Below are 25240 nucleotides of genomic sequence, written 5' to 3'. Positions count from 1 at the left end.
CAGACGTACACAAGCACTGACGCACAGAGCACCGAGAAGGACTGAGAGCATCCGATGGCAGAGCAGACCCATGTCCTGTTCGTCGAGGACGACGACGTCATCCGCGAGGCCACCCAGCTCGCCCTGGAGCGCGACGGCTTCGCGGTGACGGCCATGCCCGACGGACTGGCGGGGCTCGAGGCGTTCCGCGCGAACCAGCCGGACATCGCGCTGCTCGACGTCATGGTGCCGGGCCTGGACGGCGTCTCGCTGTGCCGCCGCATCCGTGACGAGTCGACCGTCCCCGTGATCATGCTGTCGGCGCGCGCCGACTCCATCGACGTCGTGCTGGGCCTGGAGGCGGGCGCCGACGACTACGTGACCAAGCCGTTCGACGGAGCCGTCCTGGTCGCCCGTATCCGCGCCGTCCTGCGCCGCTTCGGGCACGCCAGCGGTTCTGGCTCGACGGCGGCCGCCGCGGACGCGGGGTCCTCGGCGGACGGCGGTGTGCTCCACTTCGGCGATCTGGAGATCGACACGGAGGGCATGGAGGTCCGCAGGGGCGGCACCCCGGTCGGGCTGACGCCGACCGAGATGCGCCTGCTCCTGGAGTTCTCGTCCGCGCCCGGCACGGTCCTGTCCCGCGACAAGCTCCTGGAGCGCGTCTGGGACTACGGCTGGGGCGGTGACACCCGCGTCGTCGACGTCCATGTGCAGCGGCTGCGCACGAAGGTGGGCCAGGACCGCATCGAGACGGTCCGCGGCTTCGGCTACAAGCTCAAGGCGTGAACGGACGCGTGACGAACGGCGCACGGCGGCGGCCCCTGGGCCGCGGACTCGGGGGACGTACATGAACGGGGGCCACAGGACGGTCGAGCGCGTCCGTGAGGCGCTCCGGCCCGGCGTGGGCACACGTCCGCGCGTCCGTGAGGCGCTCCGCTCCGGCGTCGGCGCACGCCTGCGCGCCGGTCTGCGCACCGGCGTGCGCTGGAAGATCAGCGCGGCGATCGCGCTGGTCGGCGCGCTGGTCGCGGTGGCGCTGAGCCTGGTCGTGCACAACGCCGCGCGCGTCTCGATGCTGGACAACGCGCGCGACGTGCAGGACGAGCGCATCCAGTTCGCCCTGCGGCTCTACTCCGCCTCGCAGCGCCAGACCCTCCAGTTCGGTACGAAGGTCGACGACCCGGAGCTGCCCGAGGAGCTGCGGCAGAAGGTCCTCACGGGCCGCCGCGCCACCTTCGTCGAGGACAAGCCGGACGGGGTGCCGGACATCTGGGCCGCCGTGCCGCTCGCCGACGGGCACGTCCTGTCGCTGCACTCCCGCTTCACCGACCGCAGCGCCACCGTCATGAAGGACCTCGACCAGGCCCTGGTCATCGGCTCGATCGCGGTCGTCTTCGGCGGCTGCGCCCTCGGCGTGCTGATCGGGGGCCAGCTGTCGCGGCGCCTGCGCAAGGCGGCGACGGCGGCGAGCGAGGTCGCCCAGGGGCAGACCGACGTCAGCGTCCGCGAGGCGATCGGCGGTGTCGTCAAGGACGAGACCGACGACCTGGCGAGCGCCGTGGACGCGATGGCCGACGCCCTCAAGCAGCGCCTGGAGGCCGAGCGCCGGGTGACCGCGGACATCGCGCACGAGCTGCGCACCCCGGTGACCGGGCTGCTCACGGCCGCCGAGCTGCTGCCGCCGGGCCGCCCGAGCGAGCTGGTCAAGGACCGCGCCCAGGCCATGCGCACCCTCGTCGAGGACGTCCTCGAAGTGGCGCGCCTGGACTCCGCGGCCGAGCGGGCCGAGCTCCAGGACATCACGCTCGGCGAGTTCGTGACGCGGCGGATGGCGTCCCTGACCACGGACGTGACGGTGACGGTGGTGCACGAGTCGGAGGTCACCACCGACCCGCGCCGTCTTGAGCGCATCCTCGGCAATCTCGTCGCCAACGCCGCCAAGCACGGCAAGCCGCCCATCGAGGTCAGCGTCGAGGGCCGCGTGGTCCGGGTGCGCGACCACGGGCCCGGCTTCCCCGAGGCCCTCCTGGACGAGGGGCCGAGCCGCTTCCGCACGGGCAGCGCCGACCGGGCGGGGCACGGCCACGGCCTGGGCCTGACGATCGCGGCGGGGCAGGCGCGGGTGCTCGGGGCGCGGCTCACCTTCCGCAACGTACGCCCGGCGGGGGCCTCGCCCGAGGAGCCCTCGGAGGGCGCGGTCGCGGTGCTGTGGCTGCCGGAGCACGCGCCGACGAACACGGGGAGCTACCCGGTCCTTCAGCTGCCGGACAACCTCTGACAGGCAGCGATCAGGGGGGGTCAGCAGGACCAGTCCTTGTCGAGGTCGAGGCCGCCCTCGCGGCGCTGCGTGAACGAGAACCAGTTCCCGGAGTCGTCGCGGAAGAGCGCCTCGATGCCGTACGGGCGCTCCTGCGGATCCTGGAGGAACTCGACGCCGCGCGCCTTGAGCTTCTCGTAGTCCCCGTGGACGTCGTCGGTGACGAGGACGCCCGCGCCGAGGACGCCCTTGGCGACCAGCTTCTTCATGGCCTCGGCCGATTCGGGGTCCATGGCGGGCGAGCCCGGCACCATCAGGGTCAGCTCCACGTCGGGCTGGTCCTTGGCGCCGACCGTGAGCCAGCGCATGCCGCCGTCGCCCATCGTCATGTCCGTACGGACCTCCAGGCCCAGCTTCTCGGTGTAGAACTCCTTGGCCCGGTCCTGGTCCAGGACCCAGACGGTGGAGATGGCGAGTCCCTTGATCATGGCGTGCTCCAAGCGGGAGGGATGCGCGGAGCGGGGTTCCGCCCCGCCCGGACACCGTAGGCAGCGCGGGCCTCAGCCCGCTTCTTCAGAATTGCGGCTCTCCTGGCCCCGCTCCGGCTCGGGGAAGCCGCCGGCCCAGAGCATCGCGTAACACCCGGGGATGAGGGCGGCGCCGCGGCCCACGTGCCGCGCGCGGTACTCGCTGGGGGTCAGGCCGGTGCGGCGCTTGAAGGTGGACGAGAACGTGCCGAGGCTGCTGAAGCCGACGAGCACGCAGATCTCCGTGACGGACAGGTCGGCCGCGCGCAGCATGTCCTCGGCGCGCTCGATCCGCCGGCGGGAGAGGTACTGGCCGGGCGGCTCGCCGTACACCTCCTTGAAGGCGCGGATGAAGTGGTACCGGGAGTAACCGGCGTGGGCCGCCACCGCGTCCAGGTCCAGGCGGGGGTCGGCCCAGTCGCGGTCCATGGCGTCCTTGGCCCGGCGCAGCAGCCGCAGTTTCTCCACACTCCGATGCTGGCACGCGGCACTGACAACGGCCCCCGGCGCGAGGGCGCCGGGGGCCGTGGGACTGCCTGGAGGTGTGCGGCCGGGTCAGGCCGGACCCGAGCCGCGCAGCGGGGTCTCCTTCACGAAGAGCGAGGCGAGGAGCGCCGCGACGCCGACGGCGGCACCGAGCAGGAACGCCGCGTGCGTACCGGAGGAGACCGCGAACTTGTACGCGTCGCTCACCTGTTCCGGCAGCTTCGCGAGGCTGGCCGCGTCGAGCTGCGCCGACTTCTCGGTGACCTTGCCGCCCAGTTCCCCGGCGCGCTCGGCCATCACGTGCTGGACGCGGTCGTTGAAGAGCGCGCCCATGATCGCGACGCCGAAGGAGGAGCCGAGCGTACGGAAGAGCGTGGCCGAGGACGAGGCGACGCCCATGTCCTTCATCTCGACGCTGTTCTGGGCGACCAGCATGGTGATCTGCATCAGGAAGCCCATGCCGGCGCCGAGCACCGCCATGTAGAGGCCCGAGGTGAGCCGCGAGGTCCCGGTGTCCATCTGCGCCAGCAGGAAGAAGCCGACGATCATCAGTACAGTGCCGACGACCGGGAAGGCCTTGTACTTGCCGGTGGCCGTGGTGAACCGGCCGGCGAACATCGAGACGACCATCATCGAGAGCAGCATCGGGAGCAGCAGCAGCCCCGAGTTGGTCGCCGATGCGCCCTGCACCGACTGCTGGTAGAGCGGCAGGAAGAGCATCGCGCCGAACATCACGAAGCCGGTGATGAAGCCGATCACGGCCATCAGCGAGAAGTTGCGGCTGCGGAAGATGTGCAGCGGCATGATCGGCTCGGCGGCCTTCTTCTGTACGAAGACGAAGCCGACGAGGGAGGCGACGCCGATCGCGACGAGCTCCATGATCACGGCCGAGCTCCAGGCGTACTCCGTGCCGCCCCAGGTGGTGACGAGCACGAGCGCGCTGATGCCGACGGTGAGCAGGGCCGCGCCGAGGTAGTCGATGCGCCCCTCCGCCTTCTTCTTGGGCAGGTGCAGGACGGCGGTCACCATGGCGAGCGCCACGGCGCCGAGCGGCAGGTTGATGTAGAAGGCCCAGCGCCAGCCGAGGTGGTCGGTGATGGTGCCGCCGACGAGCGGACCGCCGATCATCGCGACCGCCATGACGCCGGTCATCATGCCCATGTACTTGCCGCGCTCACGCGGCGGCACGAGGTCGCCGATGATCGCCATGACGCCGACCATCAGCCCGCCCGCGCCGAGGCCCTGGATGGCCCGGAAGCCGATGAGCTGTCCCATGTCCTGCGCCATGCCGCTCAGCACGGAGCCGGCCAGGAAGATGACGATCGCGGTGAGGAAGGCGCCCTTGCGCCCGTACATGTCGCCGACCTTGCCCCAGATGGGGGTCGAGGCGGCGGTCGCGAGGGTGTACCCGGTCACGACCCACGACAGGTGTTCCAGGCCGCCGAGGTCGCCGACGATCGTCGGCATCGCGGGGCTCACGATCATGTTGTCGAGCATCGCGAGCAGCATCGCGATCATCAGTGCCATCAGCACGACGCGCACGCTGCGCGGCTGCGGTCCGGCCTCCCCCCGTGGCTCGGTCTCCTGCTCCGGTTCGGCTTGCGCCGTGCTGTTGTCCGCCATGATCCCCACTCCCCGCGCCTTCCAGGGCGCCCCTGGCGCCCCCCTGAACCCACCCGACGCCTTACTTGCCGCCCGGCTAGTTGACTACACTGAGGGAAGGTAGACCCCTAACTAGCCGGGCGTCAAGTAAGTTAAGTGGAGCCGAGGAGCACCCGATGGGCACGGGCACAGGCAAGCAGCAGCGCCGCGGGGACACCCGCCAGCGCATCCAGGACGTGGCCCTCGGACTCTTCGCCGAGCAGGGGTACGAGAAGACGTCGCTGCGCGAGATCGCGGAGCGCCTGGAGGTCACGAAGGCGGCGCTGTACTACCACTTCAAGACCAAGGAAGACATCCTGAACAGCATCTTCGAGGACCTCACCAGGCCCATCGACGAGCTGATCGAGTGGGGCCACCAGCAGCCGCAGCCGCCCTCCCTCGACATCAGGAAGCAGGTCCTGCGCCGCTACAGCGAGATCCTGGTCGACGCGGCGCCGCTCTTCCGCTTCATGCAGGAGAACCAGGCCACGGTGCGCGACCTGAAGACGGGGGAGAGCTTCAAGGACCGCATGATCAGGCTCTACGACATCCTCAAGGACCCGGGGGCGCCGATGGCGGACCAGGTGCGGTGCTTCAGCGCGCTCTTCACGATGCACGGCGGGATGTTCGTGCTCAAGGACATCGAAGGCGACCCCGAGGAGAAGCGGAAGGCCATCCTCGAGGTCGCCATCGATCTGGTCACGCAGGCGCACTCGGGCGACTGAGCCCGGCGCGCCCCGGCAGGAGCCGTACGGGTCAGACCTTCACGCGTCAGACCTTCACGCCCACCGAGCGCAGGAAGGCGACCGGGTCCACGGCCGTGCCGTAGTTGGGGGTCGTACGGATCTCGAAGTGCAGGTGCGGACCGCTGGAGTTGCCGGTGTTGCCGGAGAGGGCGACGCGCTGGCCGGTGGTGACGTTCTGGCCCACGCGGACATCGACCTGCGAGAGGTGCGCGTACTGGGAGTACGTGCCGTTGCTGTGCTTGATCACGACGGCGTTGCCGTACGCGGGGCCGTCGCCGGCGCCGTTGGGGCCGGCCTTGACGACGGTGCCGCCGTGCACGGCCGCGACCGGGGTGCCCACCGGGACGGCGAAGTCCTGGCCGGAGTGCTTGTGGGACCACATGCTGCCGCCGAGACCGAAGCTCGCGGAGAGCGTGTAGCGCTGGACCGGGTGGACCCAGGAGGCGGCGGCCGGGGCCTTCTTGGCCGCCGCGGCCTTGGCCTTCGCGGCGGTCTTGGCCTTCTCGGCGGCCTTGGCCTGGGCGGCGGCCTGCGCGTGGACGGAGTTCACCGTGACGCCGGGCAGCGCGCCGCCGCTCTGGGCGCTGTCCGCAGCGACCGAGACCCCGGCCCCGAGAACCGCCGACACCCCGAGGCCCGCGGCGACGACGGCCGCCCGCGTACGGGAGAGGGACGGGCGGGGATGGTGGGACTTGGTGCGCTTCGACATGAGGACGTCCTTCGGAGCTTGGTGACGAGACAGGCGTGAGAGAACCCGGCGGACGGGGAGCGGGTGAGGTCCCGCTGAGCACGCTTCGCCGGGTCGGCCATCCCTTGGTAACCCGCCCTCGGCGTACGCCCAAACCCGCCATCTACTACCTAAAGCCGTAGGAGGCCGTTGGGATTTCACCCTCTTGACACCATCAAATCCGGACAATTCCACCGATGCGCGATCATGGGATTCCGCACCACCGCAGAGGTTTAAGCCCACGTAGGACCGCCCCGCCGCCCGCGTGCGCGCCCGGCCCCCGCCCCGGACCGCCCGACGCGGCAAAGGTCCCGGGGGTTGCGGGCCGAAGGTCCCGCGTCCCCCTCCACCCGGTCCCACTATTCCGGCTAGTACCGGACAAAACCCCTGTGCGGCATGTCACCGGCCGACAAGATCCACCCCACCGCGGATGTGACGCCCACTACGCTCACGCCCATGGATCCCGCGGTCATCGGCACCCGCCTGGCATCGAGCGTCATCGGCCCGCTGATCAAGAGACTGTTCGTCCGGGAAGGGCCGGGGGCGGGCCTCGCGGAGCGGCCCGTGCGGCTGGGCGGGCTCGTCTCCTTCCGGGGCGAGAAGCGCACGCTGACCGAGCCGGACGTGCGCCGCCTCGCGCAGCGCCTCGTGAACCGGTCCCTGGCCGCCCCCGGTGAGGCCCCCTTCCCGCCCGACGAGGCCACCGTCGTCACGGACGCCCTGGCCCGCGTGCTCCTCGCCCTCGGCGACCTCGACATGGACGACGTCCAAGCGGTCCGCCTCGGCCACCGGAAGCTGGCCCGCGAGCTCATCCACAGCGCTTCGAAGGGCGGCGTCCCGGTCGCCGCGGGGCTGTCCGCGGACGCCGCCTCCTACCTGGACTCCGTCACCGAGTGGGCCTGCCTGCACATCCTCCAGTTCTTCACGCAGCGCTCCACGTTCGTGGCGGCGACGCTGGTCGCGCAGAGCCGCGGCCAGGACGAGCTGATCGCCAAGGTCGACGAACTGATCGCCCGCGACCCGCGCCCCGGGGCGCTGGACGCCGCCTTCGAACGCCGCTACCTCGCGTACGTGGCGAAGAAGCACGGCAAGCTGACGATCTTCGGCATCGACCTGACGGACACCCCGGGCAAGTGGCCGCTGGACGTGGCCTACCTGTCCCTTGAGGCGACGGCACCCGGACGCGTGACGACGGCCCGGTTCCTGGCCGGAGCCGAGTACCACGCGGAAGAGGTGGAGGTGGTCGAGCACACCGCCCCGCTCCCCGCCGACCAGGCCCTCGCCGCCCACGACCGCGTCCTGCTGCGCGGCGAGGCCGGCTCCGGCAAGACGACCCTCGTGCAGTGGCTCGCGGTGAGCGCCGCCCGCCAGGAACCGGCCGAGGGCCCCATGACGTACCTCTACGACCGCGTCCCCTACGTGCTGCCCCTGCGCGCCCTCACCCGCCACGGCGAGCGGCTGCCCGCCCCCGCGGACTTCCTCGCGTCGGTCGGCTGCCCGCTCGCCGGGACGCAGCCCGCGGGCTGGGAGGCGCGGGTCCTGTCGGCGGGCCGCGCCCTGGTCCTGGTCGACGGCATCGACGAGATCCCGGACGCCGAACGCGCCCGCACGCGCGCGTGGCTCACGGATCTCATCGACGCCTACCCCGGCAACCACTGGCTGGTGACCTCGCGCCCCTCGGCGGTCCGCACCGACTGGCTCGCCGAAGAGGGCTTCACGGAGCTGACGCTCCCCGCGATGAGCGAGCCGGAGGTGGCCGCGTTCATCGAGCGCTGGCACACGGCGGCGGCCACCGGCAACGCCGAGGAGGACGCGCTCCTCAAGGCGTACGAGAGCCAGCTCCTCGCGGCGGTGAAGTCCAAGCCGGACCTCGGCCTCCTGGCCACCAACCCCCTGATGTGCGGCCTGATCTGCGCCCTGCACCGCGACCGCCGGGGTTTCCTGCCGCTGGGCCGCAAGGACCTCTACACCGCCGCCCTCTCCATGCTCCTGGTCCGCAGGGACCGGGAACGCCACATGACCGTCCCCGAACTGCGCGAGGAGCCGCAGCTCCAGCTCCTGCAACGCCTCGCGTACTGGCTGATCCGCAACGGCCGCACGCAGATGGACCGTTCACGGGCGGAGTCGATCATCGCGGACGCCCTCCCGGCCGTCCCGGAACTGGCCGCGCTCGGCGACGCGGAGGCCGTCTACGGCCACTTCCTGCACCGCAGCGGCCTGCTGCGCGAACCGGGCCCCGGCACCGTCGAATTCGTCCACCGCACCTTCCAGGACTTCCTGGGCGCCCGCGCGGCCGTCGACGAGGGTGACTTCGGCGTCCTCGCCCGCCACGCGGCGGACGACCAGTGGGAGGACGTCATCCGCATGGCGGTGGCCCAGGCGCGGCCACGGGAACGGACGGAGATCATCCAGAACCTGCTCGCGGCCGGTGACGGGCACCAGGAGGACCGCGCCCGCAAGCGGATCCACCTCCTGGCGGCCGCCTGCCTCGAACACGCGGCGGAACTGGCCCCGGAGGTGCGGGCGGAGGTACAGCGGCGCACGGCCCAGCTGATCCCGCCGCAGAGCCGCCGCGAGGCGCGCGAGCTGGGCGCGGTCGGCCCGATGGTGCTCGACCTGCTGCCGGGCCCCGACGGCCTCGACGACGCGGACGCCCGGGACGTGGCGATCACCCTGACGCACATCCGCTCGGACAGCGCGATCCCCCACCTCGCGCGCTTCGCCCGCCACCCCGCCCTAGCCGTACGCGCCCAGCTCATGTGGGGATGGAGCCGCTTCGAACGCCGGGCCTACGCCGAGCAGGTCATCGCGCGGCTGGACGACGGCACGACCCACTTCTCGATCCGCGACGACCAGCAGGTGGCGGAGCTGGAGCGCCTGGGGTTGCGCCCGGAGCACCTGGACATCCGCGAGACGGTGTCGCCCGAGGCCGCCTCCCGCCTGCTGGCCGCCACGGCCCCCGGCTACCTCTCGCTCGGCATCTCCCCCGCCCGCCTCACCGACGCGGCACGCGCGGCCGTACGCGGCGTGACGGAGCTGCGGCTGTGGAACATCCGCGAGCCCTACACCCTCGCCCCGCTGCCCCCACAGGCCCCGCTGCGCACCCTCGGGATCTACGACACCGACCGCCGGCTGGGCGACCTGCACCACGTGGACCGCTGGCCGCACCTGGCGGGCCTGATGATCTCCCACGAGAGCGCCGCGCTCGACGGCCTGCCGTGGGACACCTTCGCGCGCCTGCCCCGCCTCACGATGATGACGCTCCCGTCCGGCTGCCTGGCCGACGCGCCGCCCGGCGTGCGCCTGCCCGGGGTCACCGAGCTGACCCTCAACGTCGAGAGCGGCTGGGAGGCCGCCCAGGCCCGGCTCGGCGAGCTCTTCCCCGGCGTGCGGCGCCTGCGCCTGGCCGTGCTCCCCGACCGGGAACCGATCGACATCGCCCCGCTGCCCGCGCTCCTGCCGGACCTCGACCTGGTGAGCGTCCCGGTCGTCCAGGCGTTCGGTTACGAAACCTTCCCCATGCACATCAAGGTCGACGCGTACGCCCTGCTGACCGACGACTGAGCCGCCGCCCATGCGAAAGGGGCTGCCCCGGAACCGTACGGAACGGTCCGGGGCAGCCCCTTCAAGCGATCAGCTCGGTGCGAGCGTCACGCCTCCTTGCTCAGGTTCGGGCCCGCGCCGCCACCGGCGGCCGACTCGATCGGCGGCACGTCGGGCAGTGCCGCCTTCTCCTCGCCGCGGAAGGTGAAGGTCTTGTTCTCGCCCTCGCCCTCCGTGTCGACGACCACGATGTGGCCGGGGCGCAGCTCGCCGAAGAGGATCTTCTCGGAGAGGGTGTCCTCGACCTCGCGCTGGATCGTGCGCCGCAGCGGACGCGCGCCGAGCACCGGGTCGTAGCCCTTCTTCGCGAGCAGTTCCTTCGCGGACTGGGAGAGCTCCAGGCCCATGTCCCGGTCCTTGAGGCGCTCGTCCACCTTGGTGATCATCAGGTCGACGATCTGGAGGATGTCCTCCCGGCTGAGCTGCGGGAAGACGACGACGTCGTCCACGCGGTTCAGGAACTCCGGGCGGAAGTGCTGCTTCAGCTCGTCGCTGACCTTGTTCTTCATCCGCTCGTAGTTGGACTTCGTGTCGCCCTGAGCCGCGAAGCCCAGGTTGAAGCCCTTGGAGATGTCACGCGTTCCAAGGTTGGTCGTCATGATGATGACCGTGTTCTTGAAGTCCACGACGCGGCCCTGGGAGTCGGTCAGGCGACCGTCCTCCAGGATCTGCAGGAGCGAGTTGAAGATGTCCGGGTGGGCCTTCTCGACCTCGTCGAAAAGCACGACGGAGAACGGCTTGCGGCGGACCTTCTCGGTCAGCTGACCGCCCTCTTCGTACCCCACGTAACCGGGGGGCGAGCCGAAGAGACGCGAGACCGTGTGCTTCTCGCTGAACTCCGACATGTCGAGGGAGATCAGCGCGTCCTCGTCACCGAAGAGGAATTCGGCGAGCGCCTTGGACAGCTCCGTCTTACCGACACCGGACGGACCGGCGAAGATGAACGAACCACCCGGACGCTTCGGGTCCTTCAGACCCGCACGCGTACGCCGGATCGCCTTCGAGAGCGCCTTGACGGCGTCCTTCTGGCCGATGACGCGCTTGTGGAGCTCGTCCTCCATGCGCAGCAGGCGGGAGGACTCCTCCTCCGTGAGCTTGAAGACGGGGATGCCGGTGGCCGTGGCCAGGACCTCGGCGATCAGCTCGCCGTCGACCTCGGCGACGACGTCCATGTCGCCGGCCTTCCACTCCTTCTCGCGCTTGGCCTTCGCGGCGAGCAGCTGCTTCTCCTTGTCGCGGAGAGAGGCTGCCTTCTCGAAGTCCTGGGAGTCGATGGCCGACTCCTTGTCGCGACGGACGCCCGCGATCTTCTCGTCGAACTCGCGGAGGTCCGGCGGCGCGGTCATCCGGCGGATGCGCATCCGGGAACCGGCCTCGTCGATCAGGTCGATCGCCTTGTCCGGCAGGAAGCGGTCCGAGATGTACCGGTCGGCCAGGGTGGCGGCCTGGACCAGCGCCTCGTCGGTGATCGAGACGCGGTGGTGCGCCTCGTACCGGTCGCGCAGGCCCTTGAGGATCTCGATGGTGTGCGGCAGCGACGGCTCCGCGACCTGGATGGGCTGGAAGCGGCGCTCAAGGGCCGCGTCCTTCTCCAGGTGCTTGCGGTACTCGTCGAGCGTGGTGGCGCCGATGGTCTGGAGCTCACCGCGGGCCAGCATCGGCTTCAGGATCGAGGCCGCGTCGATGGCGCCCTCGGCGGCACCCGCACCGACCAGCGTGTGCAGCTCGTCGATGAACAGGATGATGTCGCCGCGGGTGCGGATCTCCTTGAGGACCTTCTTCAGGCGCTCCTCGAAGTCACCGCGGTAGCGGGAACCGGCGACCAGCGCGCCGAGGTCGAGGGTGTAGAGGTGCTTGTCCTTGAGGGTCTCGGGCACCTCGCCCTTGACGATGGCCTGCGCGAGGCCCTCGACGACGGCGGTCTTGCCGACGCCGGGCTCACCGATCAGGACCGGGTTGTTCTTGGTCCGGCGGGACAGTACCTGCATGACCCGCTCGATCTCCTTCTCGCGCCCGATGACCGGGTCGAGCTTGGACTCGCGAGCGGCCTGGGTCAGGTTCCGGCCGAACTGGTCGAGCACCAGGGACGTGGAGGGCGTGCCCTCGGCAGGACCGCCGGCGGTGGCGGTCTCCTTGCCCTGGTAACCGGAGAGCAGCTGGATGACCTGCTGCCGCACCCGGTTGAGATCGGCGCCCAGCTTGACCAGGACCTGGGCGGCGACGCCCTCGCCCTCACGGATCAGGCCGAGCAGGATGTGCTCCGTGCCGATGTAGTTGTGGCCCAGCTGAAGGGCCTCGCGGAGCGACAGCTCCAGGACCTTCTTGGCACGGGGGGTGAAGGGGATGTGCCCGGACGGAGCCTGCTGGCCCTGCCCGATGATCTCCTCCACCTGCTGGCGGACCGCCTCGAGCGAAATCCCGAGGCTCTCCAGGGCCTTAGCGGCGACACCCTCGCCCTCGTGGATCAAGCCCAGGAGGATGTGCTCGGTGCCGATGTAGTTGTGGTTGAGCATCCGGGCTTCTTCCTGAGCCAGGACGACAACCCGCCGCGCGCGGTCGGTGAACCTCTCGAACATCGTTAATCGCTCCTCAGAGCGGTCAGGCAGTAAGGGGTCGGTCCCCTCCCTGTCCTTCCGCAGCTTAGTCCCGCAAGCGGGGACCGCTCATTCCAACTGCCGACACCCGGCCCTCCTCTCGGAGGAACTCCTAGACCCCGAACGCCGACAACTGCCTCAACCCGATGGTGCGAGACGATGTTCCCGCAGGCCAGGCAGTTACCCCCACCACCACTACGCCGATGGCGAACGTGAGACGCCCGGAACCGCGTGTCGCCCCTCCCCACTAGGGATGTCTTACCCGTCAGGACCGACAGTCCATGCGGCGCGCACCGGTTCCCTCCGCTACGGGCGAACACTCTTGCGCCGCCGAACACGCCTTTACGCCCCCTTTCCGGACACCGTACGCATCCGGACCGCGACGCTGCGTAACCCGAGCGGTCCTCGGGCTGTTGCTCGTACATGGCCCCCACAGTTCCTCAGCCCCGGACCCCGGTCGAGCAGAGCGACCCGGTGCGGCAGTGGTACGAGAACGAGCTCGGCTGGGCGACCGCGCCCGGACCCGGTCCGGTACGTCTGGTGACGGGACTGCGCTTCGACGTCCTGGAGCTGCCCGCGGAGGCGGGCTTCGCGGCGCTGCGCCACCTCGGGCCGAAGGCTCCGGTGGCGCTGCGCGGGGAAACGATGCGCCTCTTGGTGGGCGCGGGAAGCGCGGACGAGCTGCCGGGACTGCTCGACTGGCTGGAGTGGGGGGACATCCCCCTCGACCTCACCGCCGTCGGAGCGGGCGGGCGCATCGACGCGCCCACGCCTCCGGGGTGGTCCGGCTCGCGGGGGGCCGCCGTCTGGCTGCGACCCCCGGAGCCCGGGTGCGAGGTGGAGCCGACGCTGCCGGCGCTGGTGTCCCTGCCCGCGGTGGGGGGAGGCGGGACCGCGCACCACAGCGACCCCGCCGTGGGCTCCGATCTCGTACGGCTCGTGGACACGGCGGCAACGCAGTGCCACCGGGTCCGGCTGCGACGTCGCAGCCGTCAGCCGTTGGCCTTCTCGTAGGCCTCGCGGATCGAGGCGGGAACACGGCCGCGGTCATTGACCTCGAAACCGTTCTCCTTCGCCCAGGCGCGGATCGCGGCGGTGTCCTGGCCACCGCTCGTCGACGCCGCACGCGCCTTGCCGCGGCCGCTCGAACCCCGGCCACCGGTACGCCGACCGGCCTTGACGAAGTCCTCCAGGGCGCCACGGAGCTTGTCCGCGTTGGCCGTGGTGAGGTCGATCTCGTAGGACTTGCCGTCCAACGCAAACGTCACGGTCTCGTCTGCCTCGCCGCCGTCGAGGTCATCGACAAGAAGGACCTGAACCTTCTGTGCCACCGGATTTCCTTTCATCGATAACTTCGAGGCCGGCCCGCACGGCGTACGCCGCCGATTCACCGGCCCCTGTTATATGCAGTACTGCAGTACGTCGGAAAGCAAACCGCTTTTGCACGAAAAACACAAACCCCTGGGAGAGACCGGAGACCTCGAGAGGCCTGGAAACATGCGCGTTTCGGACATAGGCCCCCAGGGCAGCGGGCCGCGCGGAATACCACGGCGGCGATCACAGATGCAGAAGCATCCGACTGTTGCCCAAGGTGTTCGGTTTCACTCGTTCGAGGCCGAGGAACTCGGCGACACCCTCGTCATAGGAACGCAGGAGCTCGCTGTAGACATCTGTGTCGACCGGAGTCTCGCCGATCTCCACGAAGCCGTGCTTCGCGAAGAAGTCGACTTCGAAGGTGAGACAGAAAACCTTCCGGACGCCGAGCCACCGGGCGGTCTGAAGCAACTTCCCGAGCAGCTGATGCCCCACTCCGGCTCCCTTGACCTCCGGATTCACCGCGAGGGTGCGTACTTCCGCGAGGTCTTCCCACATCACGTGCAGGGCCCCGCAGCCGACCAACTCGGCGTTGTCGTCCCGTTCCGCCACCCAGAACTCCTGGATGTCCTCGTAAAGCGTCACCGTCGCTTTGTCCAGGAGGATGCGCTCACGGACGTACGAGTCGAGGAGCCGGCGCACGGCCGGCACATCGGAGGTTCGCGCCCTGCGGACCGAGACCGCTTTTGCGCTGAGTTCGCTGAGTTCGGACCCCTCTGCTGCCATGAGCGGACGCTATCGCCCTGCGTCCGGCTCCGCGGCGCCGGGGTTCTCCGGGCCTTGGACGATACGCATGGCGTCGGTCAGGGCTTCGCGCTGTTCCGCCGACATCATGCCGAAGAAGGCGACGAGAGCGGCAGCGGGGTTGTCGCTCCGCGACCAGGCTTCGTTCATCAGTGCGGCTGCGTACGCGGCACGAGTGGAGACCGCCTCATATCGATAGGCGCGGCCTTCCGCTTCGCGGCGCACCCAGCCCTTCTGATGGAGATTGTCCAAAACGGTCATCACGGTGGTGTAGGCGATGGACCGTTCCTGCTGAAGGTCTTCCAGGACTTCTCGAACGGTCACGGGGCGGTTCCACTTCCACACCCGTGTCATGACGGCGTCTTCGAGTTCTCCCAATGGACGAGGCACAGCAGAACAATAGTGGGAGACGTCACTATTGGTGTGATGCGTGCGGGACGTGGCGTAGGCCTAATCGGGCAACATTACGCAACAAAAAGGGCGTACGACTCGAAGGGGGGAACGAGTCGTACGCCGTCGTGCGCCGTGGAGCGGGCGCGGTCGAGAGCCGGCCGGGAGTCGGTCGGGGTCAGGCTCCGCCGGTCTTGGAGGCCTGGTGGAGGGCCTCGGAGCGGCTGATCGCGGCGTCGGCCGCCGCGTCCTCCTTGGCCTTGTTGGCACCGCCCTGGGTCTTCACGATCGTCACGATGAGACCGCTGAAGAACACGGCCATCACTACGGGGGGCACGAGCGCGGAAACGTAGTCCATGCCCCCCAGAGTAGCTAGCCCGCGACGAGCTGGTGCGGCGGGCCCGCGGGGGGTGTGGGCGGCGTGGGGGATGCGGGAGGCGGGGGCGGTGGTGCGGATGGTGCCGGGGTCGGTGGTGCGGGGCGCCTGGGCGGGAAGACCTCGGCCGGGGTGGGGACCGGGCGGGTCGGTTCCTGCTCGGCGGCGCCGAGGCCGCCCGGCAGGGAGCGCAGGCGGGTGCGGGACGCGGGCACGGTGGGGCGTTCCTGGGCGGGCACCGGGAGGCGGCCTGCCAGGCGGGCGCGGACGGACCGTTCGGCGAGCGTCCGGCAGCGGTCGAGCAGGGCTGCGGCGAGGGGGTTGCCGCGTAGGGCGCGCAGGGCGGCGAGGTCGTCGGGGCCGGGCTGGTAGCCGGTCCCGAGTACGTCGTCCAGGAGGGCGAGGTAGCCGGTCGCGGTGCCGGGCAGCGCGGCCCGGTAGCGGGACAGGTCGGCCACGAGGAAGGCGCGGAGCCTCGCGCTCTCCCGCATGGCCTCGTCCACCGATTCGGCGAGGCGGAGACAGTCCTGGACGTCCTCGTCGGGGACAGGGCTGGGGTTCAGGGCGAGGGCCAGAGCGCGACGGAGCACACGCAGCTCCTCCGCGCTGAAGGCCATGCCGCCGCGGGATCCGTATGGCGTGGGCATGAGCTGACGATACGCGCCAAACGGACAAAATCGGCTTAACGCCAGTGTGTGTGGCGCGGCGGGGAGACGGGGGTTCGTCTGGGGGGCGGGGCCGCGGGGCACCGGGGGTTCGTGTGGGGGGCGGGTGCGGGTCGGTGGGGGTGCCGGTGGTCGCCCGGGGTGCGTCTTTGGGGCGGGGCCGCGGGGGTATGTCCGTGCTCGCCATCTTGGCGCGGGGCCTTTGCTGCTTCGCCCACCCTCATGACCACCACTGTGCTCCGCGCGCACATACCCCCACGCCCCCTCGGGCGCGCGGGCGACTGCGGGCCGTCGTCGGCTCATGTCCTCCCTCGGGCGCGTGGGCGACTGCGGCCGTCGTCGCCTCCACGTTCCCTCCGGCGCATGGGTGACGGGTCGTGGGCGGCTCATGTGCCCAGAGCCCCCGCCCGACGTGCCCTCGGGTACGCGGGCGCCTGTGGGCCGTCGGCGGCTCATGTGCCCCATGGCCCCCGCCCTACGTCCCCTCAGGCGCGCTCGCGGCTGCGTGCCGTCGTCGGCCCTTGTTTCCCTCGGGCCCACGTTCGACTGCGGGCGGTTGCCCGCCCTGCCCCGCCCCTACCCGGACATCTCGACGCCGAGTAACGGGCGGGTGGGTGGGAGGCGTCCGGCGCGGAGCGGCGGGGAAGGGGATACCGCCGGGCGCTTGTACCGCCCGGCGGGGTGCGTGACCCCGGTCTGCTCCTGCCTCGATGTCTCGACGCCGGGTTACGGGCGGGTGGGTGGGGGACATCCGGCGCGGAGCGGCGGGGTGGGGGATACCGCCGGGCGCGGGCTCAGGGGCGGGAGACGTTGCGTTCGTAGACCAGGCGGAGCCCGATCAGCGTCAACCACGGCTCGTGTTCGTCGATGACCGACGCCTCGCCGAGCACCATCGGGGCCAAGCCGCCCGTCGCGATCACCGTGACCTCGTCGGGGTCGCCGCCCGCCCCCACCAGTTCGCGCGCCATGCGGTTCACGACGCCGTCGACCTGGCCCGCGAAGCCGTACAGGATGCCCGCCTGCATGGCCTCCACGGTGTTCTTGCCGATGACACTCCGCGGGCGGGCCAGCTCGATCTTGCGGAGCTGCGCGCCCCGTACGCCCAGAGCCTCCACGGAGATCTCGATGCCGGGGGCGATGACGCCACCCGCGTACTCCCCGCGCGCGGAGACGGCGTCGAAGGTGGTGGCCGTGCCGAAGTCGACGACGATCGCCGGGCCGCCGTAGAGCTCGACGGCCGCTACCGCGTTGATGATGCGGTCGGCGCCGACCTCCTTGGGGTTGTCCATGAGGATCGGGACGCCGGTCTTGATGCCGGGCTCCACGAGGACGGCCGGCACGTCTCCGTAGTAGCGGCGCGTGACCTCGCGCAGCTCGTGCAGGACCGAGGGGACCGTCGAGCAGATCGCGATGCCGTCGATGCCGTCGCCGAGCTCCTCGCCGAGCAGCGGGTGCATGCCCATCAGGCCGTTGAGCAGCACGGCGAGTTCGTCGGCCGTGCGGCGGGCGTCGGTGGAGATGCGCCAGTGCTCGACGATGTCCTCGCCGTCGAAGAGGCCGAGGACGGTGTGGGTGTTCCCTACGTCGATCGTCAGCAGCATCAGTCGCGCACCGCTTCCCGCAGGTCCAGGCCGATGTCGAGGATCGGGGAGGAGTGAGTGAGGGCGCCCACCGCCAGGTAGTCGACGCCCGTGACGGCGTACGCACGGGCGTTCTCCAGGGTGAGGCGGCCCGAGGACTCCAGGAACGCGCGGCCGCCGACGATGGCGACGGCCTCCTCGGTCTCACCCGGCGTGAAGTTGTCCAGGAGGATCAGGTCGGCGCCCGCGTCGATGACCTCGCGCAGCTGGTGGAGCGTGTCGACCTCGACCTCGATCGGTACGTCCGGGAACTGCTCGCGTACGGCCTTGAAGGCCTGCGCGACGCCGCCCGCCGCGACCACGTGGTTGTCCTTGACCAGGGCCGCGTCGGAGAGGGACATGCGGTGGTTGACGCCGCCGCCCATCCGTACGGCGTACTTCTCCAGGGCGCGGTACCCGGGCGTCGTCTTGCGGGTGTCGCGGACCTTCGCCTTCGTGCCGTCGAGAACGTCCGCCCACGCGCGCGTGGCGCTCGCGATGCCGGAGAGGCGGCACAGGATGTTCAGGGCGCTGCGCTCGGCGGTGAGCAGGTCGCGGGTGCGGGTGGTGACGCTGAGGAGCACGTCACCCGCCTCGACGCGGTCGCCGTCCTCGACGTGCCGCTCGACCTCGAACTCCTCCTCGCACACCACGGAGACGACGGCCTCGGCGACGCGCAGGCCCGCGACCGTGCCCGCCTCGCGCGCGACGAAGTCGGCGGTGGCGACGGCGTCCTCGGGGATGGTGGCGACCGTGGTGACGTCCACGCCGCCCGCCAGGTCCTCCTCGATGGCCATGTGCGCGATGTCCTCGATCTGGAGGGGGTCGAGGCCCGCCTCGGCCAGGAGGCGCGCGAGAGCGGGGTCGAGGCCGCACTCCAGGGGGTCGAAGGCGTCCTCCCCGCCGCAGCCGCAGGCGTCGCCGCAGCCGCCGCCTGCGGCTGTGGGGGCGAGGGGGAGGTCGTCGGGGGTGCTCACGGTCACTGCTCCTGGGGACTGGGGCGGGTCGGGGGGAAGTCGTGGGTCTCGGTGGTGTGGGCGGCCAGGGTCCTGTCCGGGTTGAGGCGTACGACGATGTGGCGCCGCCAGGTCTCGTCGTCGCGGTCGGCGTGGTCCTCGCGCCAGTGGCAGCCCCGGGTCTCCTCGCGGCGCTGGGCGGCGGCCACCAGGACGCGGGCGACGCACAGGAGGTTGGTGGTCTCCCAGGTGTCGACGCCCGGCTCTGCCGTCTTGCCGTGCTCGGCCAGCGCCCCCGCGGCTTCGGCGTGGATGCGGGCCAGGCGGGCCGCCGCCTGAGTGAGGGATTCGGCGGAGCGGAGCACCCCGGCGCCCTCGGTCATCACGCGCTGGATGGCGAAGCGGGCCTCGGGCGGCAGCAGGGGGTGGGACGGGGTCTCGGGGTGGGTGACGGGGTGTGGCACGCGCGTGTGGAGGGTGTTCCGTGCGTGTTCGGCCGTGATGTCCGCAGCGATGCGTTCGGCGTAGACCAGGCCTTCGAGGAGGGAGTTCGAGGCGAGGCGGTTGGCGCCGTGCACACCGGTGCAGGCGACCTCCCCGCAGGCGTACAGGCCCGGGACGGTGGTGCGGCCGTGCGGGTCGGTGCGGACGCCTCCGGAGGCGTAGTGCGCGGCCGGGGCGACGGGGATGGGCTCGGTGACCGGGTCGATGCCGTGGGCGCGGCAGGCGGCCAGGATCGTCGGGAAGCGGGTGGCCCACATGTCGGCGCCGAAGTGCCGGGCGTCGAGGTACATGTGGTCGGTGCCCCGCTCCTGCATGCGGCGCGTGATGCCCTTGGCGACGATGTCGCGGGGCGCCAGCTCGGCCAGTTCGTGCTGGCCGACCATGAAGCGCACGCCGTCGGCGTCCACCAGGTAGGCGCCCTCGCCCCGCACCGCTTCGGAGACCAGCGGCTGCTGGCCCTCGGCGTCGGCGCCGAGGAAGAGCACGGTGGGGTGGAACTGCACGAATTCGAGGTCGGAGACCTCGGCGCCCGCGCGCAGGGCGAGCGCGACGCCGTCGCCCGTGGACACGGACGGGTTGGTGGTCGCCGAGAAGACCTGGCCCATGCCGCCGGTCGCGAGGACCACGGCGGGGGCGTGGACGGCGCCCACGCCGTCGTGCTGGCCCTCTCCCATGACGTGCAGGGAGACACCGGCGGTGCGGCCCTCGGCGTCGGTGAGCAGGTCGAGGACCAGGGCGTTCTCGACGGTCGGTATGCCACGCGCGCGGACCGCCTCGACGAGGGCGCGGGAGACCTCCGCGCCGGTCGCGTCGCCGCCCGCGTGCGCGATGCGACGGCGGTGGTGGCCGCCCTCACGGGTCAGCTCGATGGCTCCCTCGGGGCCGGTGTCGAAGTGGGCGCCGGTCTCGATGAGGCGGCGTACGGCGCCGGGGCCCTCGGTGACGAGGGTGCGCACGGCCTCCTCGTCGCACAGGCCCACGCCCGCCACCAGCGTGTCGTCCAGGTGCTGTTCGGGGGTGTCGCCCTCGCCGAGCGCCGCGGCGATGCCGCCCTGCGCCCAGCGCGTGGAGCCGTCGTCCAGGCGGGCCTTGGTCACCACGACCGTGCGCAGGCCGGCGGCCGAGCAGCGCAGGGCGGCGGTCAGTCCGGCGACTCCGGAGCCGACGACCACGACGTCGGCGTCCAGGGACCAGCCGGGCGCGGGTGCGTGCAGCCGTATTCCGGTGGCACTCATACGGCGACTCCGAACGTCAGCGGGATGTTGTCGATCAGCCGTGTCGAGCCGACCTTGGCGGCCACGGCGAGGATGGCTTCTCCGGTGTGGCCGGGGCGTACGTCGGTGAAGTCGGCGGGGTCCACCAGCGCCACGTAGTCCAGCTCCAGCGGGGGGCGCAGGCGCGCGGCCTCGTCGAGGACGTGCCGGGCCGCCGCGACGACGGCGGCGGGTCCGCGGGCGTCGAGGGCGCCGCGGACTGCGCCACGGCGTGGGCGTCGGCCGCCGCGCGGGACTCGCCCATCGCGCTGAGGGCGTCGGCCCGCGCGCGCGTGGCGGGCGCGCTGGCGGCACGCGCGCGCAGTGCCTCCTGCGCGGCGTGCCGGTCGCGGCCCGCGAAGAGGGCCCGGGAGAGGGCGAGGGCGGTGCGCCGCTCGTCAGGCGAGAGGTAGCGGTTGCGGCTGGAGAGGGCCAGGCCGTCGTCCTCGCGGATGGTGGGGACGCCGACGATCTCCACGGGGAAGTTGAGGTCGCGGACCATGCGGCGGATCAGGGCGAGCTGCTGGGCGTCCTTCTGCCCGAACAGCGCCACGTCCGGCACGGTGAGGTGGAGCAGCTTGGCGACGACGGTGAGCATGCCGTCGAAGTGCCCGGGGCGGGTGGCGCCTTCGAGGACCGTGCCCATGGGGCCCGCGCCGACGCGGACCTGGGGCTCCCCGCCCGGGTAGACCTCGTCCACGGAGGGGGCGAACACGGCGTCGGCGCCCGCCTGCTCGGCGATCTTGACGTCGGCTTCGAGGGTGCGGGGATAGCGGTCCAGGTCCTCGCCCGCGCCGAACTGGAGGGGGTTCACGAAGACCGTGACGACGACCTCGCCGTCGGGGCCCGCGTCGCGGCGGGCGGCGCGGATCAGCGAGGCGTGCCCGTCGTGCAGGGCGCCCATGGTCATGACGACCGCGCGGCGGCCGCCCCGCGCGCGGGTGCGCAGGGACTCGGCGGTGTGCAGGAGGGTGGTGGGCGTGCTGTGCGTGCCGCTCATCGGGAGCCCCCTTCGGTCCCGGTTCCGCCGGTGCCGCCCGCGCCGTTGGCCAGCACACCGAGGAGGTCCTCGGCGAGCTCCGGCTTGAGCAGGCCGTGGGCGAGGGCCCGGTCGGCGGTGGCGCGGGCCATCGCGAGGTAGCCGGCGACGGTCTGCGGGGCGTGCTTGCGCAACTCCGCGACGTGCGCGGCGACCGTGCCCGCGTCGCCGCGCGCGACGGGGCCGGTGAGCGCCGCGTCGCCCGAGCGCAGTGCGTTGTCCAGGGCGGCGCCGAGCAGCGGGCCGAGCATCCGGTCGGGGGCCGCGACGCCCGCGTCGCGCAGCAGGTCCATGGACTCGGCGACCAGGGTGACCAGGTGGTTCGCGCCGAGGGCGAGCGCCGCGTGGTAGAGCGGGCGGTTCCCCTCGGCGATCCACTCGGGCTCGCCGCCCATCTCGATGACCAAAGCCTCGGCGGCGAGCCGCAGCTCCTCGGGCGCCGTCACGCCGAACGAGCACCCGGCCAGGCGCTGCACGTCGACAGGGGTGCCGGTGAACGTCATGGCGGGGTGCAGCGCGAGCGGCAGGGCGCCGGCGCGCAGGGCGGGCTCGAGGACCTTGGTGCCGTACCGCCCGGAGGTGTGTACGAGGAGCTGGCCCGGGCGCACCGCGCCGGTCTCCGCGAGGCCTTCGACCAGGCCGGGCAGCGCGTCGTCGGGCACGGTCAGGAGCACCAGGTCGGCGCGTTCGAGGACCTCGGCCACCGGGACGAGGGGCACGTCGGGCAGCATGACGGCGGCCCGGCGCACTGAGGCGTCGGACACCCCCGACGCGGCCACCGGGCGGTGCCCGGCGAGCTGGAGCGACGCGGCGAGCGCGGGGCCGACACGGCCCGCTCCCACGACTCCCACCGTGAGCCTCGCGGGGCGATCCCGCGGGTCCGGCTGATGCGATGCGTTCACGCGATGACGCCTTCCGTTCCAGTCCGCTCGGGGTACCGGACGATTTCTCGTCATGCTAACGCGATTGCCCGGCGCCGCGTCTTCCGCTGTCCACAGGCTGTGGTTATTCATATGACCGGTGGTGACGGACGGGTCATCCTCGGGGGATGACTGCGAACGACGTGGACCAGACGCCCTCCGAGGACCGGCCGAGGGACGGTGAGCCCGACGGCCGGGCCAGGCACGTGGCGGCGGCCCGCGGCGCCGCCCGCACCCTGCACCGCTCCCCTCTCCACGTCCCCCTCACCGAACGTTTCTCGGCGCTGGCGGCGGCCGCCCCCGAGGTCGTCGGCGCGGACGAGGCCACGGATGTGTACGGGGACGGTGTCGTCGCCACGCTGGAGGACGAGGCCGCGGGTCTGCTCGGCAAGGAGGCCGCCGTCTTCTTCCCGACCGGCACGATGGCCCAGCAGATCGCCCTGCGCTGCTGGGCGGGCCGCACCGGGAACGCGACCGTCGCGCTGCACCCCAAGGCGCACCCGGAAGTCCACGAAGGAGGCGCCTTCTCCGCCGTCAGCGGCCTGCGCACGGTGCACCCCACGAATGAGCCGCGGTTGCCCACGGCCCACGAAGTGCGGGACTTCCCCGAGCCCTTCGGGACGCTGATGCTCGAACTGCCGCTCAGGGACGCCGGTTTCGTCCTGCCGACGTGGGAGGAGCTCGAAGCGGTCGTGGAGGCGGCCCGTGAACGGGACGCGGTCGTGCATGTCGACGGCGCCCGCCTGTGGGAGTGCGCGCCGCACTTCGGCCGTCCCCTTCCCGAGATCGCGGGCCTGGCGGACACCGTGTACGTGTCGTTCTACAAGTCCCTCGGAGGGCTGAGCGGCGCCGCGCTGGCCGGGCCTCGCACGCTCGTCGAGGAGGCGAGGGTGTGGCGCCACCGGTACGGAGGGCAGCTGTTCCAGCACTTCCCGGCCGCTGTCTCCGCCCTGTTGGGTCTGAAGCACACGCTGCCGCGGCTGCCCGATTACGTCGCCCACGCGCGCGTGGTCGCCGAGGCGCTGTACGAAGGGTTCACGGCCGCCGGGGTCGCCTGGTCCCGCGTACACCCGCGACGGCCGCACACCCACCAGTTCCAGGTCTGGCTGCCGTACGCGCCCGACGTGCTGGACGAGGCCTCGCTCGGGCAGGCCGAGGAGACCGGAACCCTGCTGTTCGGCCGCTGGTTCGCGGACGGGCCGCCCGGCCTCTCGGTCACGGAGGTCACCGTGACCGAGGAGGGCCTTGGCTGGACGGCCGACGACGTCAAGGAAGCGGTCGCGGACTTCGTGCGACGGATCCCCCGCTGAGGCGCCCGCCGCGGGTGAGCCGGGCCAGGGCGGCGCGGAGCCTGCCGTGGGCGGGGCGCTCCTCCATGACGGCACGGAAGCGGCCGTACTCGCGCACCTCGCGGACGGCCTGCCAGTCGTTCCGGCCCGGCGCGGGCGGCGTCGGCCCGCCCTGCTGGGCGGCGCGGTAGGTGTCGAGCAGATACTGCTGGGTGACGCTCATGACGTCTCACCTCTCGGGATAAACGTTACTTAACGGGCATCGCGGGGCCGTGGGATCCCCGTGCCGTGCGGACAGTTGAAGGGAGGGGCCCGGAGACCTCGGCGGCTCCGGTGATGACCCCAGATTGCTCCCGCCGGCCCGTCCCCGTCGCGTCGATTGACGGCGCTCGTCAATCGACGGCTGCGCTGTCAGTGGCGCGGTGCACCATGGGGCCATGAGCGTGCGCATCGACATCAGCGGCCTGTCGCGGGAGCGGATCCACGTCGTGCCCTCGCCCCTGGGCGAGCTCGGCATGGCGCTGCACGCACTGTCGGAGCCGGGCCACCACCCGGGGCTCCAGGGCTGGGCGACGGCCGTCTCGGCGCGCCTGGACCCCTGCCTGGCGGACCGCATGTGCGAGGCCGACTTCCTGTGGCGTACGACGTTCTCGGACGTGTTCGCGCCGTTCGCCGGCATCCAGGGGGCGAGGGCCCTCCCGGGTGCCACGCTCACCGAGGAGCTCGACCAGCTCGACCAGCTGACGGACGAGCAGTTCGTCGACGCCGCCCTTGAGTTCACCTGCCAGTCGACGTACTCGGACCCGGACCGCAATCTGCTGTCCGATGCCGCCGTGCAGCAGCGCGCGCTGGATCTGGCCGCCGCGCGCGGCCCTCACCAGGTGCGGTTCACCAAGCGCCTGCTGGACGACCCGCCGGTCGTCCGCGCGTGGCTCCGGGCGCTCCTGGAGGACTGCGACGAGGCCTTCTTCGCCGACACCTGGGCCCGTGTCAACCACCAACTGGCCGCGGACGCCCGGCACAAGACGGAGCTGCTGCGGCGCAAGGGCCTCGCGGAGGCCCTGAAGGCGATCTCCGGGGCGGTCTCCCTGGACGAGGACGCCCGGGTCATCACCGTCGACAAGATCAGCGAGGGGCGGACGACGTCGGGCGCGGGCGGCCTGGTGCTCGTGCCGACGAGTCTCGGGTGGCCGCACCTCATGGTCCTGCACCGCAAGGGCTGGCAGGCCGCGATCACCTACCCGATCAGCACCTCGGGCCTCACCGCACCGCCGACCGTGGAGCAGCTGACCCACCGCATGTCGGCGCTCGCCCACCCGGTGCGGATGCGGCTCTGCCGACACCTCGCGCGCGGGTCGTACACCACGGGCGAGCTGGCGGACGCGCACGGCATGACCGCGCCGGAGATATCCCGGCACCTGACCGTCCTGAAGAAGGCCGGCCTGGTCACCACGCGCCGCCGCGGGCGCTATGTGCAGCACCAGCTGGACATCGGCGTGGTGTCCCGCCTCGGCAGCGACTTCATCGAGGGCGTGCTGCGCTAGTGCC

22 protein-coding genes and 1 pseudogene are annotated in these 25240 nt (G+C 71.7%); 7 read left to right on the top strand and 16 right to left on the bottom strand.

Going from position 1 to position 25240, the window contains the following annotated elements; translation table 11 throughout:
* Positions 1–54 precede the first annotated feature (54 nt).
* Positions 55–768, top strand: coding sequence for a two-component system response regulator CseB (gene cseB, locus KKZ08_RS21515; protein ID WP_223776013.1), 714 nt, complete (start codon positions 55–57; stop codon positions 766–768).
* Complete coding sequence (gene cseC, locus KKZ08_RS21510; protein WP_223779138.1) at positions 689–2260, top strand: two-component system sensor histidine kinase CseC; 1572 nt, start codon at positions 689–691, stop codon at positions 2258–2260. The genes cseB and cseC overlap by 80 nt, the downstream gene beginning before the upstream one ends.
* A gap of 20 nt (positions 2261–2280) precedes the next feature.
* On the opposite strand, the gene KKZ08_RS21505 is transcribed toward cseC, so the two are convergent.
* The 3 genes from KKZ08_RS21505 to KKZ08_RS21495 form a co-directional block, all read right to left on the bottom strand.
* Complete coding sequence (locus tag KKZ08_RS21505; protein WP_223776012.1) at positions 2281–2727, bottom strand: VOC family protein; 447 nt, start codon at positions 2725–2727, stop codon at positions 2281–2283.
* 72 nt (positions 2728–2799) lie between these two features.
* The gene (locus KKZ08_RS21500; RefSeq protein ID WP_223779137.1) at positions 2800–3225 is read right to left on the bottom strand and encodes a helix-turn-helix transcriptional regulator; all 426 of its coding nucleotides are present in this window, start codon (positions 3223–3225) and stop codon (positions 2800–2802) included.
* Between the two features lie 96 nt (positions 3226–3321).
* On the bottom strand, positions 3322–4779 hold the full coding sequence (locus KKZ08_RS21495) for an MDR family MFS transporter (protein WP_223779136.1): 1458 nt from the start codon (positions 4777–4779) through the stop codon (positions 3322–3324).
* A gap of 251 nt (positions 4780–5030) precedes the next feature.
* Between KKZ08_RS21495 and KKZ08_RS21490 the strand changes: the two genes are divergently transcribed.
* Positions 5031–5618, top strand: coding sequence for a TetR/AcrR family transcriptional regulator (locus KKZ08_RS21490; protein WP_223776011.1), 588 nt, complete (start codon positions 5031–5033; stop codon positions 5616–5618).
* 46 nt (positions 5619–5664) lie between these two features.
* Here the strand turns inward: KKZ08_RS21490 and KKZ08_RS21485 are convergent, their stop codons facing one another.
* Positions 5665–6348, bottom strand: a complete 684-nt coding sequence (locus tag KKZ08_RS21485; RefSeq protein ID WP_223776010.1) for a M23 family metallopeptidase — start codon at positions 6346–6348, stop codon at positions 5665–5667.
* A gap of 474 nt (positions 6349–6822) precedes the next feature.
* Between KKZ08_RS21485 and KKZ08_RS21480 the strand changes: the two genes are divergently transcribed.
* Positions 6823–9930 (top strand): NACHT domain-containing protein, encoded by a 3108-nt coding sequence (locus tag KKZ08_RS21480; protein WP_223776009.1) that lies wholly within the window; start codon positions 6823–6825, stop codon positions 9928–9930.
* 86 nt (positions 9931–10016) lie between these two features.
* Here KKZ08_RS21480 and KKZ08_RS21475 read toward each other — a convergent pair whose 3' ends face one another.
* Positions 10017–12545, bottom strand: a complete 2529-nt coding sequence (locus KKZ08_RS21475; RefSeq protein WP_223776008.1) for an ATP-dependent Clp protease ATP-binding subunit — start codon at positions 12543–12545, stop codon at positions 10017–10019.
* Between the two features lie 441 nt (positions 12546–12986).
* On the opposite strand from KKZ08_RS21475, the gene KKZ08_RS21470 reads away from it, so the two are divergent.
* The gene (locus KKZ08_RS21470) at positions 12987–13577 is read left to right on the top strand and encodes an SCO3374 family protein (protein WP_223776007.1); all 591 of its coding nucleotides are present in this window, start codon (positions 12987–12989) and stop codon (positions 13575–13577) included.
* Here the strand turns inward: KKZ08_RS21470 and KKZ08_RS21465 are convergent.
* The 10 genes and pseudogenes from KKZ08_RS21465 to KKZ08_RS21420 all read right to left on the bottom strand — a co-directional run bounded on the left by KKZ08_RS21465 (position 13556) and on the right by KKZ08_RS21420 (position 22385).
* Positions 13556–13894 (bottom strand): Lsr2 family protein, encoded by a 339-nt coding sequence (locus KKZ08_RS21465; RefSeq protein ID WP_223776006.1) that lies wholly within the window; start codon positions 13892–13894, stop codon positions 13556–13558. The genes KKZ08_RS21470 and KKZ08_RS21465 overlap by 22 nt on opposite strands.
* Positions 13895–14120: 226 nt before the next feature.
* Positions 14121–14663: an amino-acid N-acetyltransferase gene (locus KKZ08_RS21460; RefSeq protein ID WP_223776005.1), complete on the bottom strand. Its 543-nt coding sequence runs from the start codon at positions 14661–14663 to the stop codon at positions 14121–14123.
* A gap of 9 nt (positions 14664–14672) precedes the next feature.
* On the bottom strand, positions 14673–15071 hold the full coding sequence (locus tag KKZ08_RS21455; RefSeq protein WP_223776004.1) for a BlaI/MecI/CopY family transcriptional regulator: 399 nt from the start codon (positions 15069–15071) through the stop codon (positions 14673–14675).
* 178 nt (positions 15072–15249) lie between these two features.
* Positions 15250–15429, bottom strand: coding sequence for a hypothetical protein (locus tag KKZ08_RS21450; protein WP_223776003.1), 180 nt, complete (start codon positions 15427–15429; stop codon positions 15250–15252).
* 14 nt (positions 15430–15443) lie between these two features.
* Positions 15444–16094, bottom strand: a complete 651-nt coding sequence (locus KKZ08_RS21445) for a hypothetical protein (protein WP_223776002.1) — start codon at positions 16092–16094, stop codon at positions 15444–15446.
* A gap of 812 nt (positions 16095–16906) precedes the next feature.
* Positions 16907–17713, bottom strand: coding sequence for a type III pantothenate kinase (locus KKZ08_RS21440; protein WP_223776001.1), 807 nt, complete (start codon positions 17711–17713; stop codon positions 16907–16909).
* Positions 17713–18714, bottom strand: a complete 1002-nt coding sequence (gene nadC / locus KKZ08_RS21435; RefSeq protein WP_223776000.1) for a carboxylating nicotinate-nucleotide diphosphorylase — start codon at positions 18712–18714, stop codon at positions 17713–17715. The genes KKZ08_RS21440 and nadC overlap by 1 nt, the downstream gene beginning before the upstream one ends.
* Positions 18711–20426, bottom strand: a complete 1716-nt coding sequence (locus KKZ08_RS21430; RefSeq protein ID WP_223775999.1) for an L-aspartate oxidase — start codon at positions 20424–20426, stop codon at positions 18711–18713. Before KKZ08_RS21430 ends, nadC begins: the two co-directional genes overlap by 4 nt.
* A pseudogene (gene panC / locus KKZ08_RS21425) lies at positions 20423–21444 on the bottom strand (pantoate--beta-alanine ligase). Before panC ends, KKZ08_RS21430 begins: the two are co-directional and overlap by 4 nt.
* On the bottom strand, positions 21441–22385 hold the full coding sequence (locus KKZ08_RS21420; RefSeq protein WP_223775998.1) for a DUF2520 domain-containing protein: 945 nt from the start codon (positions 22383–22385) through the stop codon (positions 21441–21443). Before KKZ08_RS21420 ends, panC begins: the two are co-directional and overlap by 4 nt.
* Positions 22386–22531: 146 nt before the next feature.
* Between KKZ08_RS21420 and KKZ08_RS21415 the strand changes: the two genes are divergently transcribed.
* The gene (locus KKZ08_RS21415) at positions 22532–23713 is read left to right on the top strand and encodes a beta-eliminating lyase-related protein (protein WP_223775997.1); all 1182 of its coding nucleotides are present in this window, start codon (positions 22532–22534) and stop codon (positions 23711–23713) included.
* On the opposite strand, the gene KKZ08_RS21410 is transcribed toward KKZ08_RS21415, so the two are convergent.
* On the bottom strand, positions 23670–23915 hold the full coding sequence (locus KKZ08_RS21410) for a hypothetical protein (RefSeq protein ID WP_223775996.1): 246 nt from the start codon (positions 23913–23915) through the stop codon (positions 23670–23672). The genes KKZ08_RS21415 and KKZ08_RS21410 overlap by 44 nt on opposite strands.
* Positions 23916–24129: 214 nt before the next feature.
* Here KKZ08_RS21410 and KKZ08_RS21405 point away from each other — a divergent pair, with 214 nt between their 5' ends.
* Positions 24130–25236, top strand: coding sequence for a DUF5937 family protein (locus KKZ08_RS21405; RefSeq protein ID WP_223775995.1), 1107 nt, complete (start codon positions 24130–24132; stop codon positions 25234–25236).
* Positions 25237–25240 lie beyond the last annotated feature (4 nt).

It is taken from the genome of Streptomyces sp. 135 (assembly GCF_020026305.1).
Classification (GTDB): domain Bacteria; phylum Actinomycetota; class Actinomycetes; order Streptomycetales; family Streptomycetaceae; genus Streptomyces.
Note: the sequence above shows the minus strand (reverse complement) of the source record. Positions and strands in the feature narration are given on the sequence as shown.